A 12,797-nucleotide genomic window follows, 5' to 3' on the forward strand; every position below is an offset into this window, starting at 1 on the left:
TGTCAGAGGCTCGGTTTGGCGACACTGACCACCAGCGGTGTCCCCGCGAAAGTGAGATACACCCGGTGTGGTCCGAGGGCCATGCCGGACAGCGGCGCCGCGCGCTGGGCCTCGGGGAGGCTTGTTCGGTAGTTGGTGATCCGCAGCACCGGGATGGTGCCATGCGGGTAGCCGGTGACATCGTTGGTCTCCAGCGCCACGACCTCCCGCTCGGTGGCCGCATAGATGCGGGTGTCGTCAGTGCTGATTCGACGAATCAGCGACGGCAACTTGGTCGAGGCCAACACCGTCAAGCCCTCCCCACCCCGTTGCGAGTCGACCGCATAGAGCACGTCGCCGTCGCGGCGTGCGACATAGCTTCGGCTCACTGCGGTGCCGTCGCCTGCCGAGGACGCGACATCCATGGGCAGCGACCCATGTTGCTCGGGCGGCGACACGGATCCTTTGTAGTAGCGAATTCCCGAGGACCCGTAGATGTGATATTCGATTTCACGTCCTCGGTTGGCCCCGTCGAGAATGTCCGAGGGATGACCGGCGATCTTGGCCGTCGGCAGTGCGCGAAAGCCGTATTCGTCGACAGGAGTCACTGACGAGCCGTCCGCCGACAGCGCAAGCAACATCCGCATGCCGCTGTCTTCGGAGACAAAGGCGGGGGCCGGCCCGGCGTCGAACTCGTCGACTTCGCGCAGAGTGTCGAGGTCGATCACCGCGACCTTGCCGCGTTGGGGCTGTGGCACGAAGATGTGCCGATCGTCTTTTCGGCTGATCTGCAGGTTGCGTCCCGCCGCCATCGGTGACGACGACCGCGTCGTCGGCCGGCCACCGAGCGGATCGATGACTTCGGCGAGCCGGCCGTCGTCGGTGAGCCCGATGAGGGCGTGCATTCGGTACGACCACACCGGGTTGTGCAGCACCGCACCGACCGAAGCCACAGACACCTCGGGCGCACTTTCCAACATCGTTCCCGGCGTCGCGCATCCCGCGGCGGCAAAAACTGTGGCAAACAGCGCTATCCGCCAGCGCCACAGCGGCGTCTTTCTGTTCTCAGACCAGTTCGACATGACTCCTGCAATGTTCTTCGCCTTTGCTCGCCTGAGCAATACCCCGCACGTCGCGGTGTGCCACACACAGATCATTGGCAGTGGACGCTGACGTAATCGTCAGTTTCCCTGCGGTGCAGCCGGGAATTCTGGCAACTATTGGTCAACGCATAGGCAGAGGAGATTCTCATGGGCGATACTTCCCGCGACCCCATCGACCATGAATGGACCAGCCGGCCGCGCGTGGGGCAAGCACTGAAAAGTGGAGCCAAAATTCCTGGACTGCTGTTTGTCACGGCCGGCTTGACTGCGTTCGCGATCGGTTTGACGTGTTTCGCCCGCCACCAAGCGAATTTCGGGGTCGCCGCAATCGTTTTTGCGTTGCTGGCGGCCACCATCGGCGCAGTCTGGCTGATAAGAGAAGCACGACGGGTCCGTGGCCTTGAAGACAATGCGACGCCGGCCGAACTGGGGCCAGCTTAGGCACGGGCGCACGGTCCGGCCACCGCGCGTTTTGAACGCTCCGCGATCGATCCACCAAATTATCCCTCGGCGACCGGTGCACTGCTTCGGCGACGAGGCTTTCGACCCGACATGGCTCATGTCAGTGGTAGAGCGTGGATCTGGATGAGGGCGGGGGCACGATCTGGTCGCGGCGGGTGTCGCGAACGAATTACTCTATGGCCCAGCGCTTTTGGGCTTAGGTAGGGTGCCGGCGGTGAGCGGCTCCGATAGCCGAGCTAGTTCATTGGTGGTGGTTGGGGTTGGAAGGGGTCGTACCACCACCACTGGGCGCGCTCGCCGGTGGGTCCCGGGCAGGGTGGGACCGCGGGCGGGGGACGGTTCGGTGGGCGTGCCAGCGATCCTGCGCTCAGTTCTCGGCCGGCGCTGTCGGTGACGACGAGATTCTCGGCGGGTCCGGTGATGGTGATGGCGCCGCGGTGGTGCAGCCGGTGGTGATACGGACACACCAACACCAGGTTGGACAATTCGGTCCGGCCACCGTCTTGCCAGTGCCGGATGTGGTGTGCGTGCAAACCGCGGGTGGCCCCACAGCCAGGAACCACGCAGCTGCGGTGGCGGTGCTCAAGGGCGCGGCGAAGCCGCCGGCTGATCACCCGGCTCGCTCGGCCGGCCCCGATGACCTGGCCGTCACGTTCGAACCACACCTCACAGGTGGCGTCACAGCCCAGGTAGCGGCGTTGGGCGTCGGTGAGCAGCGGGCCCAGATGCAGCGCGGCGGCGTTGTCCTTGACATCGACGTGCATCACCACCGTGGTGTGCTGCCCGTGGGGGCGCCGGGTCGCCTCGGCGTCCCAGCCCGCCTCGATCAGGCGCATGAACGCCTCGACGGTGCTCGGCACCGGGGGTGTCTGCTCTGATCCGCGCTCGCCGGTGCCGCTGTCCTGGGTCCACTCGGCGAACAGCGCCTCACGGTGCGACGCCAGTGCCGCCTCGAAGGTCGCCGCGTCCAGCTGACCCAGGGTGATCCGCCAGCTGGTGGTGTGCTCGCCAGAGGTCGTGGTGATCGGGGCTGCGGCTGGGGCCGCGGATCGGGTTCGGGTCGCGGCTCCAGCTTGACCGCGGTGCGCAGCTGGCTCACCGTCGCGCAGGACGCCAGCTGGGCGTAATGCTCATCAGACCCCGCGCCCGCCCGCCCCGCGATGACCCCGACCTGATCCAGCGACAACCGGCCCCCCCGCATCCCGGACGCGCAGCGGGGAAACTCCGGAAGCCGGCGCGCCACCGTGGTGATCGTGTGAGCGTTTCCCGAGGAGCAGCCCAGCTTCCAGGCCACCAACGCCGCCACCGACCGCGCACCCGTAGCCCCGCACAGCCCATCACGATCCAGCTCGGCGACGATCTCCACGATCCGTCCGTCAATCGCGTTGCGCTGACCCGCCAACTCCGCCAACTCCTCGAACAACACCTCCACACGCTCAGCAGGGCTCACCACCACCAAAGGAGACGCAGTCAACGACATAACGAAATCATCCCAGCCAGGTCCGACACGTTTCGGCCGACGATCCACGCCCAGATGCTGCCATCGTCAAAGAACATTCGACCAGAGCGGTCACATGACACGACTCGACGGAATTAGGCTCTCACGATGAGCGCCAAAGCCGCCAAGAAGGTCGACTTCACCCGCCTGGCCAAGGCATTGGAGGGCTACGAGTTCGCCTACCTCGTCACCGTCGACGAGGACTATCGCGTGCACACCGTCACCGTCGAACCGGAGCTGAACGGGGAAGTCTTCGATGTCGGCCTGATCCGTGGCCGAACCCGCAACAACGTTGAAAGTCGCAGCGCCGTAACACTGTTGTGGCCACCGAGCGAGCCAGGTGGTTATTCGCTGATCGTGGATGGCCATGCCGAAATCCCCGATACGGGGGAGTCCGATGCCGATGCCGCGCTTCAGGTGGTACCGACCCGCGCTCTGCTGCATCGCAATGCCGACTCGGAGATGCCAGAGTCCGCGACAGGTTTCCCGCACGACTGTGTGGTTTTTTCCACGCCTTAAGTGTGATGTCACTTAGCCGCGGATGAGCTGACCGGGCTCCAGTTGTGATTCCTATCACCGCTTCGACGTCTTTCTCTGCCATGAGCTGCGGATTTGGCGACCTCACAACGACCGAGCAGGCAGGTGGCAGGTCGAATTGATAAGTCTGTAACCGCCGACCAGGAACGTCGAAACACGGGGGAATCACCATGAGGTCCGATTGGCGGGGACGGGAAGGCGCATGGAGACGGTCGCGACGGTGTGCGGTTACTGCGGCGTGGGTTGCGGCATGGACCTGCACGTCGCTGACGGCGTGGTGACTAAGGCGACCGGGCGCGCCGATCATCCGGCTAACCGGGGTCGACTGTGCACCAAAGGGACCACGACGGCCGACATGCTGCGTGCGGGCGGACGACTCGCCACAGCACTGGTGCGGCCTGAACGCGGTGCCGAAGTCGTGCCGACCGGTATAGATGCCGCCGTAGACACTGTGGCGCAGAGGCTTTCGGCGATCCGGGACAAGCACGGGGCTGACGCGATCGCCCTGTATGTGTCGGGCCAGATGTCCATCGAAGCGCAGTATCTGGCCAACAAGCTCGCCAAGGGCTACCTACGGACTCAGTGGATCGAGTCCAACTCTCGACTGTGCATGGCCAGTGCTGGCACCGGCTACAAGCAGTCGCTCGGGGCGGACGGTCCGCCGGGCAGCTACGACGATTTCGACACTGCTGACCTGTTTCTGGTAATCGGCGCAAACATGGCCGACTGTCACCCAATCCTTTACTTGCGCATGATGGACCGCGTCCGCGACGGCGCGAAGCTGGTGGTCGTCGATCCCCGTCGCACCGCCACTGCGGCGAAGGCGGACTTCTACCTGCCGGTGCGCCCGGGAACCGATCTGGCGTTGCTGAACGGGCTGCTGCGGCTGGTGCGCGACGCCGGCGGCGTAGATGACGAATTCGTGGCCGCCTACACCGAGGGCTGGGAGCCACTGAACGCCCTGCTCGACGAATATCCGGTCGATCTCGTCGCCGACATCACCGGCGTCGACGAGGCAGATCTGCGGGCCGTCGCGGAGCTGATTTGCGGCACGAAGAACTGGGTGAGCCTATGGACGATGGGTCTCAATCAATCAACCCACGGCACCTGGAACACCAACGCGCTGTGCAATCTTCACCTCGCGACCGGCGCGATCTGTCGTCCGGGCGCGGGCCCGTTCTCGCTGACCGGACAGCCCAATGCGATGGGCGGACGGGAGATGGGATACATGGGCCCGGGCCTGCCCGGGCAGCGGTCCGCCCTGGATCCCGACGACCGGACCTTTGTCGAGGAACGCTGGGGGCTCGACCCCGGCACCATCCGCGCTGAGGGCGGCACCGGCACGATTGACATGTATCGCAAGATGGCCGAGGGTCAGATCCGGGCGGCGTGGATCATCTGCACCAATCCTGTTGCGTCGGTGTCGAATCGGGCATCGGTGATCGCGGGTCTGCAGCGCGCCGAGCTGGTGGTGGTCCAGGATGCTTTCGTAGGTGTCGAGACCGCTGAATACGCCGACGTGGTGCTGCCCGCCGCGCTGTGGGCCGAGGCCGACGGGGTGATGGTCAACAGCGAGCGCACGCTCACTCATTGTGCGCCCGCGTTGTCCCCTCCCGGCGAGGCCATGCCGGACTGGCAGCTGATCTGCCGGGTCGCCGCCGCCATGGGCTACGACGGTTTCGAGTTCGATTCCGCCGCGGAGGTTTTCGCGGAGCTGACCGGTTTCCATAATCCTTGCACCGGGTGGGACCTGCGCGGTGTGGATTACCAGCGGCTGCGCCGCGCGCCGGTGCAGTGGCCCGCCGCGCCCGGCTGCGACGACCGCAATCCAATCCGATATCTCAACGACGGCATCAGCCAGGATCTACTCACCGCTGACGACGGCACCGTTCCTGCGTTGGCATTCCCGACGCCGAGCCGTCGCGCCCGATTCCTGCCGCGGCCGCACCTGCCCGCAGCAGAGCTGCCCGACGACGAGTTCCCTCTTGTGTTCACCACTGGTCGGCTGGCGCACCAGTGGCACACCATGACCAAGACCGCAAAGGTGGCCAAGCTCAACAAGCTCAACCCCGAACCGTTTCTGCAGCTGCATCCCGAGGATGCCGAGCGGCTTTCGGTGCGCGACGGCGAAAAGGTCGAAATCCGTTCCCGCCGCGGCAGGGCGGTGCTGCCGGCGGCGGTCGACGACGCGGTGCGTCCGGGTGTGTGCTTCGCGCCGATGCACTGGGCCGACGCGTTCGGACCGGACCTGGCGGTCAACGCGGTGACCAACGATGCGGTCGACGCCGACTCGCTGCAACCCGAATTCAAGGTGTGCGCCGTTGCTGTCAGTGTGGTCGAGACAGAGTCTGTCCCAACGCAACCGACGCCGGAAGTCGCTGTGGCACCTGTCGAGGCACTCGCCGCGGCCCTGGGCCCGCTGCCGTCGCCCGCGACGCTCAACAACGACGAGCAGTTGTACCTGTCCGGCTTCCTGGCCGGTGTCCGCGCGCACCCACCGGAGGACCGGGTTCCGACACTGCCCTCGGTGACACCGCTGGCGCCGGGAAACCGGGCATGGGTCGACGGGGTACTGGCCGGGATCTTCTCCCGCACAGCCGGATCCACCGCCTCTGAATCTGAGCGGGTCCCGGCTGGCCCGATGGCGACGGTGGTCTGGGCGTCGCAGACCGGCACGGCAGAAGAGTTTGCAAAGACCTGCGCCGAGCGTCTCTCCGGCGCGGGTGTCGTCACGCGGCTTCGCGGAGCCGACGAGGTGTCGTTGACCGATCTGAGGGGGACGGTGGCATTCGTCGTGGCCACCACCGGCGACGGGGACCCACCCGACAACGGCATCGCACTGTGGGACGCGCTGGCCGCCACCGAACCTGGAGACGTGGATTCGCTGGACTACGCCGTCCTCGGGTTCGGCGACTCGTCCTACGCCGATTTCTGCGGCTTCGCCCGCAAGCTCGATGCCCGGCTGGAGCATCTGGGTGCGCGGCGCATTGTCGACCGGGCATCGTGCGAGCCGGACTTCGAAACCACGGCGTTGGCGTGGACCGACCGCGTCGCCGCGGCGATGACCGTGGACCCGCCACGCCGACCGGAATTGAAACAGGTTGTTGCACAAACATATTCGCGGCGTAATCCACTATGTACAACCGTCACGAGCAACATCGCCCTGTGTGGCGCTGACTCTGACAAAGACGTACGCAACGTCGGGATACATCTGCCGGAGAACGCCCTCGAGTACGGGCCAGGCGACGCACTTGGCGTATGGCCGCACAACCGGCCCGAGGTGGTGGCCGAGTTCCTCGAACGCGCCGGCCTGGACGGCTCCGCGGAGGTCACCATCGTGGGCGAGACAACGATACTGGCCGAATTGTTGGGTGCACGAATGGATATCACCCGGATCACGCCGGACCTGGTGCGTTTTGTCCACGAGCGTCACCCGGCCGATGACCTTACAGCTGTGATCGACGACCCGGCAAATTTTGCGAAATGGTCTCATGGACGCCAAGTACTCGACCTGCTGGCGAACTACCCGGTCGAGGCGGAGTTGGGTGAGTGGTTGCAGGTGCTGCGGCCGTTGACGCCGCGGTTGTACTCGATCTCGTCCAGTCCGCTCGAGGACTCGACGCAGGTGCACGTGACCACCTCTGTCGTCCGCTTCGAGTCGACGGCCGCCGCGACCGACGGTGCCATCCGTTACGGCGCCTGCTCCGGCTATCTGGCGAATCTGGCGGCCGGCGCTGACGTGGAGGTATTTGTGCAGCGCAACAAGCACTTCCGGCCGCCGCAGGACCCGAACGCGTCCGCAATCATGATCGGACCCGGAACCGGCATCGCCCCGTTCCGGGGCTTCCTGCACGACCGCGCGGCCCGCGGGCACACCGGCGGTAACTGGCTATTCTTTGGCGAGCGCCACGAAGCCACCGAGTTCTACTATCGCGACGAGCTGGAAACCTTCGCCCGGTCGGACGTGCTCACCCGATTGGACACCGCATTCTCCCGCGATGGCGACAAGAAGCTCTACGTCCAGGACCGGATGCAGGAAAACGCCGCCGACCTGTGGAAGTGGATTGCCGACGGCGCCTACGTGTACGTCTGCGGCGACGCGTCCCGGATGGCCCGCGATGTCGACGAGGCGCTGTGGGGCATCATCGCCCAGCAAAGCGCTCGCAGTCCCAAAAGCGCGGCCGCGTATCTGCAGGCGATGTCTGCCGAACGCCGTTACGTCCGGGACGTCTATTGAGCACCGCCGCCAACACCGTCCATCGCCGACCGCTGCGGGCCATCGTGCTGGCCGGCGGCGCGTCGCGCAGGATGGGCCTCGACAAGCCCGAGCAGCATGTGGGTGGACGACGGCTACTCGACGTCGCGCTCGCCGCGGTGGCGGCCGCGGACACCGTCGTGGTCGTCGGGCCGCCACGGCAGGTGCCTAAAGACGTCATCGTGGTGTGCGAGCAGCCGCCCGGCTCGGGGCCGGTCGCCGCACTCGCTGCGGGCCTCGCGGCGCTGCCCGACGGCCGGGCCGACATCGCAGTGCTTGCGGCCGATCTGCCGCGGATCACTCCTGAAGCGGTGACGGCGCTGACAGCGACACGCGGCGACGCTCCAGTCGCGGTGGCAGTCGACGAGGGCGGCGAGGTTCAGTACCTCACCGCAGTCTGGGATTCGGCGGCGTTGGCTTCGGCGCTGGCCGGCACACCGCGGCGGGTGCGCGACCTGCTGCCTAGCGATGCCGTGACGGTGGTGGCGGGTGACGTGACCGATGTCGACACCCCCGGACAGCTCGCCGCGGCGCAAGCAACCCTCACACCTGAAATTCGCTCGAAGTGAGGAAGGCGTGACGGGGAGGCAACCGGGCGCGACGCCGTCGCAATACCGGACTCTTAGCGTCGTAACGGACAGAGGACGAAAGGGGTAGACGAGTGCCGGTACGCACGGTAGTGGTCATCGGGCACGGCATGGTCGGACACCGATTCGTGGAGGCGCTGCGCGCGCGGGACAGCGACGGCGCCTGGCGGGTTGTCGTGTTGGGCGACGAGGCCGACGCCGCCTACGACCGGGTCGGCCTGTCGTCCTATGTGGGCGCCTGGGACCGTTCGCTGCTGGCGCTCGCCGGCAACGACTACGCCGGCGACGATCTTGTCGACTTGCGCCTCGGCGGCGCGGCTACGGGCATCGACCCAGACGCCAAACGTGTCACCGTCGCCGACGGCTCGGAATTGGATTACGACGCGCTGGTTTTGGCGACCGGTTCGTACCCCTTCGTCCCGCCGGTGCCGGGCAAAGACAGCAAGCGCTGCCATGTCTACCGCACGCTGGACGACCTGGATGCGATCCGGGCGGATGCCGAGGCCGCGCTGGCCCGTGACCGTGAGGCTGTCGGCGTTGTGGTGGGCGGCGGACTGCTCGGGCTGGAGGCGGCAAACGCGCTGCGGCTCATGGGGATTCGACCGCACATCGTCGAATTCGCGCCGCGGCTGATGCCTCTCCAGGTCGATGAGGCCGGCGGCGAGCACCTGATGCGCTTGGTGCGCGACCTCGGGATCGGCGTGACCGTCGGTGCCGGGACCTCGGCCATCGAAACGGTCGATGGAGACAGTCTTCGAGTGACCCTCAGCAACGACGAGATCATCGATGCTGCGCTGCTGGTGTTCTCTGCCGGCGTTCGTCCACGCGACGAGCTGGCCCGGGCGGCAGGTCTCGAGATCGGCGAGCGTGGCGGTGCGGTCTGCGACTTATCCTGCGCGACAAGCGATCCCGACATTTACGCCATTGGCGAAGTTGCCGCAATTGATGGCCGCTGCTACGGCCTGGTCGCGCCCGGCTACACCACGGCTGAAATTGTGGTCGACCGACTGCTGGGTGGCACCGCAGAGTTCCCCGGTGCCGATTTGTCGACCAAACTGAAGCTACTCGGCGTCGACGTTGCGAGCTTCGGCGACGCGCTTGCGACCACACCCGGCGCGCTCGAAGTCGTGATCTCTGATCCGATCGGCGGGACCTATTCCAAGCTGGTGCTGTCCGACGACGCGCAGACCTTGCTTGGCGGCGTCATGGTCGGCGACGCATCCAACTACGGTGTCCTGCGACCACTGGTCGGCTCGAAGCTGCCCGGCGACCCTGTCGGGCTGATCGCACCCGCCGGCTCCGGCGACGGGCTCGCCATCGGTGTGGGCTCGCTTCCCGACGACGCCCAGATCTGCTCGTGCAACAACGTCACCAAAGGGGCGCTGCGCACGTCCATCGCCGACGGTTCGTGCACCGTGGCAGATCTCAAAAGCTGCACCGCCGCCGGGACCTCTTGCGGCTCCTGCGTGCCGCTGCTCTCGCAGCTGCTGGCGGCCGAGGGCGTCGAACTGTCAAAGGCGTTGTGCGAACACTTCTCTGCGTCTCGTGCCGAGCTGTTCGAGATCGTCCAGGCCAGCGGCATCCGCACCTTCTCCGGCCTGATCGAGCGATACGGCACCGGCACCGGCTGCGACGTCTGCAAGCCAGCCGTGGCGTCGATCCTCGCCTCGACAAGCTCCGAGCACATCCTCGACGGCGAGCAGGCGTCGCTGCAGGACACCAACGACCATTTCCTGGCCAACCTGCAGCGCAACGGCACCTACTCGGTGGTGCCACGGGTCCCCGGTGGGGACATCACCGCAGAACAGTTGATCCTGATCGGCGAGATCGCCCGCGATTTCGGCCTTTACACCAAGATCACCGGCGGGCAACGCATCGACATGTTCGGGGCCACCGTCGATCAGCTGCCTCAGATCTGGGCCCGACTGGTCGAGGGCGGCATGGAATCCGGTCAGGCCTACGGGAAGTCGCTGCGCACCGTCAAGAGCTGTGTCGGCACCGACTGGTGCCGCTACGGGCAGCAGGACTCGGTGCAGATGGCCATCGACCTGGAGTTGCGCTACCGCGGGCTGCGGGCACCCCACAAGATCAAGATGGGTGTCTCCGGGTGCGCCCGCGAGTGCGCCGAAGCCCGCGGCAAGGACGTCGGTGTCATCGCCACAGAGTCCGGCTGGAATCTCTACGTCTGCGGAAACGGCGGTATGACACCGAAACACGCCCAACTGCTCGCGTCCGATCTCGATGACGACACTCTCGTCCGTTATGTCGACCGGTTTCTGATGTACTACATCCGCACCGCAGACCGGTTGCAACGCACCGCGCCGTGGCTGGAAAACCTCGCGGGCGGACTAGACCACCTTCGTGAGGTCGTCATCGACGATTCGCTGGGTCTCGCCGCGGATTTCGAGGCTGCCATGGCGCGGCATGTGTCCGGCTACTCGTGCGAATGGAAAGCAGTCCTCGAGGACCCCGACAAGCTGTCCCGATTCGTCTCATTCGTCAACGCGCCGGGGGCACCTGATCCGACCGTCGAATTCACCCGGAAGAACGGACGCAAGGTACCAGTGCTTATCGGCACCCCGGCCGTGCGGCCCCACTGACACAGGAGTTGCCTCGATGTCCCCTTCCCTCAACGTGATTCGCTGGCGCGGCGACTGGACGCCCGCGTGCCCGTCGTCTTGGCTTCAGCCGATGCGCGGCGTGGCAGTGCTACTGCCCGACGGCGCGCAGGTGGCGTTGTTTCTACTGGCAGACGGCAGCATTCGGGCCGTGGGCAACATCGACCCGATCGGGCGCGCCGCGGTGCTTTCCCGTGGAATCGTCGGCGATCGGGACGGCGTGCCTGTCGTGCAGTCGCCTTTGAAGAAGCAGGCGTTCAGCCTTGTTGACGGACGCTGCCTTGATGCAGAAGGCGTTTCGGTCCCGTTTTACGACACTCGCGTCGCGGTGGACGGGACCGTCTTCGTCGCCAACTCCCCCGACATTCGCTTCGGCTACCGACGACCCGGGCGCTCAGCCTGATCCGAGTCGTCGGGCATGTAGTCGACAGCAAGGCGATATCCCCGCTTGACTGCGGTGGCGACGAGTTCTTTGGTACCGAGCGCGGACCGCAGCCGTGCAATCGCCGCCTCGACCACGTGCGGGTCGTCGCCGCCCAGGGCTTCCAACAGCGTGTCGCGGGAGACGATCGCGCCCGGCTCCCGAGCCAGCAGCTTGAGCAAGGTCAACGAGTTGGGCGAGAGATCCCGCACGTCGCCGTCGATGACGGCGCAGTTGGCGCGCATGCCGACGGTGTGTCCGGCAACGACCAGATTCGGTCTGCGGCTCGGAAGTTCGTCGGCGACGACGCGGGCGAGCGCCCCAAGACGCATCCGCTCCGGCAACACCGGCGTTACTCCGAGTTTCTCGAGGGGCCGGGCGGTCACCGGTCCCACGCAGAACGGGATGACGGCGGATGTCAGGATCCGCCGCACGGCTTCGATGAAACCAAGCTCGTCGGCCCGCATCAGGAACGAAGCCGCCGCCGGAGCCGAGGTGAAGGTGATCGCATCAACGCTGCCAAGCACGACATCGTGGACTAGACCATCGAGCGCAGCCAACTCAACGGGCGGCATCCAGCGGTACACCGGCACCGAAACAACCGTTGCACCGCGCTCCACGAGGGTGTCTACGAAGCCCGGCACCGGATCCCAGTCGTCTGTCGCTCCGTGTAGTTGCACTGCCACCCGCTTGCTGTCAAGATCTTCGGCGGTCAGATGGCAGAGCACCTCCTCGGATGACTCCGACACCGGCGACCACTCTTCATGCAGACCGGCCGCCCGCAAAGCGCCGGTGGCTTTCGGCCCGCGCGAAATAACCCGGGCTTTACCCAGCGCGGCCAGCAGCGCCTCGGCCATGCCCCAACCTTCGGCCGCTTCGACCCAACCGCGAAAACCGATTCCGGTCGTTGCGATCAGGAGGTCGGGTGGTGTCGCGATCACATCCTCGGTCGCCGCGCGCAGCCGCGCGTCGTCGGCGAGCGGCACCATTTGCATCGCTGCCGCAGCCACCACCTGTGCGCCACGGCGGCGCAGCATTGTCGCGAACTCGTCGACGCGGCGCGATGCGGTGATGGCAACCGTGAAACCCGTGAGTGACAAGCCGTCAGGCCCCATCGTGCCGTCGGCTCTCGTGATGTCCCACCGTTTGTCCCTGCCGGTTTCCGCCCATGTCCCCCACGAACCTAGGCCCAAGATGTTGCTCCGTTACTGTCCGCGATGTCGACATCGTGAAATCGGTCTCACAGCTCACGGGAGCGCGTTGTGAGCGGGCCGGCCGCGGTTGTCCAACGGCTCGTCGCTGCACTGATGCTAGTCCGAAACGTCTCACCGGGCCCG

Annotated in this window: 8 protein-coding genes and 1 pseudogene; 6 read left to right on the top strand and 3 right to left on the bottom strand. The window is 66.1% G+C overall.

The features are described from left to right. Window positions 1–2 precede the first annotated feature (2 nt). Window positions 3–1,061 (bottom strand): hypothetical protein, encoded by a 1,059-nt coding sequence (locus ACQY5A_RS25675; RefSeq protein ID WP_428343045.1) that lies wholly within the window; start codon window positions 1,059–1,061, stop codon window positions 3–5. A gap of 168 nt (window positions 1,062–1,229) precedes the next feature. Between ACQY5A_RS25675 and ACQY5A_RS25680 the strand changes: the two genes are divergently transcribed. Then, the gene (locus ACQY5A_RS25680) at window positions 1,230–1,523 is read left to right on the top strand and encodes a hypothetical protein (RefSeq protein ID WP_428343046.1); all 294 of its coding nucleotides are present in this window, start codon (window positions 1,230–1,232) and stop codon (window positions 1,521–1,523) included. A gap of 257 nt (window positions 1,524–1,780) precedes the next feature. Here the strand turns inward: ACQY5A_RS25680 and ACQY5A_RS25685 are convergent. Further along, window positions 1,781–3,024 (bottom strand): annotated as a pseudogene (locus ACQY5A_RS25685) (HNH endonuclease signature motif containing protein). 126 nt (window positions 3,025–3,150) lie between these two features. Between ACQY5A_RS25685 and ACQY5A_RS25690 the strand changes: the two are divergent. The 5 genes from ACQY5A_RS25690 (at window position 3,151) to nirD (ending at window position 11,442) form a co-directional block, all read left to right on the top strand. After that, a complete protein-coding gene (locus ACQY5A_RS25690; protein WP_428343047.1) occupies window positions 3,151–3,561 on the top strand; it encodes a pyridoxamine 5'-phosphate oxidase family protein in 411 nt (136 codons plus the stop codon). A 220-nt stretch (window positions 3,562–3,781) separates the two neighbouring features. Continuing rightward, the gene (locus ACQY5A_RS25695; protein ID WP_428343048.1) at window positions 3,782–7,816 is read left to right on the top strand and encodes a molybdopterin-dependent oxidoreductase; all 4,035 of its coding nucleotides are present in this window, start codon (window positions 3,782–3,784) and stop codon (window positions 7,814–7,816) included. Beyond that, window positions 7,813–8,403, top strand: coding sequence for a molybdenum cofactor guanylyltransferase (mobA, locus tag ACQY5A_RS25700; RefSeq protein WP_428343049.1), 591 nt, complete (start codon window positions 7,813–7,815; stop codon window positions 8,401–8,403). Before ACQY5A_RS25695 ends, mobA begins: the two co-directional genes overlap by 4 nt. A 128-nt stretch (window positions 8,404–8,531) precedes the next feature. After that, a complete protein-coding gene (nirB, locus tag ACQY5A_RS25705; protein WP_428343344.1) occupies window positions 8,532–11,021 on the top strand; it encodes a nitrite reductase large subunit NirB in 2,490 nt (829 codons plus the stop codon). Between the two features lie 16 nt (window positions 11,022–11,037). Continuing rightward, the gene (nirD, locus tag ACQY5A_RS25710; RefSeq protein ID WP_428343050.1) at window positions 11,038–11,442 is read left to right on the top strand and encodes a nitrite reductase small subunit NirD; all 405 of its coding nucleotides are present in this window, start codon (window positions 11,038–11,040) and stop codon (window positions 11,440–11,442) included. Here nirD and ACQY5A_RS25715 read toward each other — a convergent pair. Continuing rightward, window positions 11,415–12,575, bottom strand: coding sequence for a uroporphyrinogen-III synthase (locus ACQY5A_RS25715; protein ID WP_428343345.1), 1,161 nt, complete (start codon window positions 12,573–12,575; stop codon window positions 11,415–11,417). The genes nirD and ACQY5A_RS25715 overlap by 28 nt on opposite strands. Window positions 12,576–12,797: the final 222 nt, after the last annotated feature.

Source organism: Mycobacterium sp. (genome assembly GCF_965277065.1).
Classification (GTDB): domain Bacteria; phylum Actinomycetota; class Actinomycetes; order Mycobacteriales; family Mycobacteriaceae; genus Mycobacterium.

Excerpts from the sequence above, each read along its gene's own strand:
- ACQY5A_RS25675 (WP_428343045.1), bottom strand. The coding sequence starts at position 1,061 with ATGTCGAACTGGTCTGAGAACAGAAAGACGCCGCTGTGGCGCTGGCGG.
- ACQY5A_RS25680 (WP_428343046.1), top strand. The coding sequence starts at position 1,230 with ATGGGCGATACTTCCCGCGACCCCATCGACCATGAATGGACCAGCCGG.
- ACQY5A_RS25690 (WP_428343047.1), top strand. The coding sequence starts at position 3,151 with ATGAGCGCCAAAGCCGCCAAGAAGGTCGACTTCACCCGCCTGGCCAAG.
- ACQY5A_RS25695 (WP_428343048.1), top strand. The coding sequence starts at position 3,782 with ATGGAGACGGTCGCGACGGTGTGCGGTTACTGCGGCGTGGGTTGCGGC.
- nirB (WP_428343344.1), top strand. The coding sequence starts at position 8,532 with ATGGTCGGACACCGATTCGTGGAGGCGCTGCGCGCGCGGGACAGCGAC.
- nirD (WP_428343050.1), top strand. The coding sequence starts at position 11,038 with ATGTCCCCTTCCCTCAACGTGATTCGCTGGCGCGGCGACTGGACGCCC.
- ACQY5A_RS25715 (WP_428343345.1), bottom strand. The coding sequence starts at position 12,575 with ATGGGGCCTGACGGCTTGTCACTCACGGGTTTCACGGTTGCCATCACC.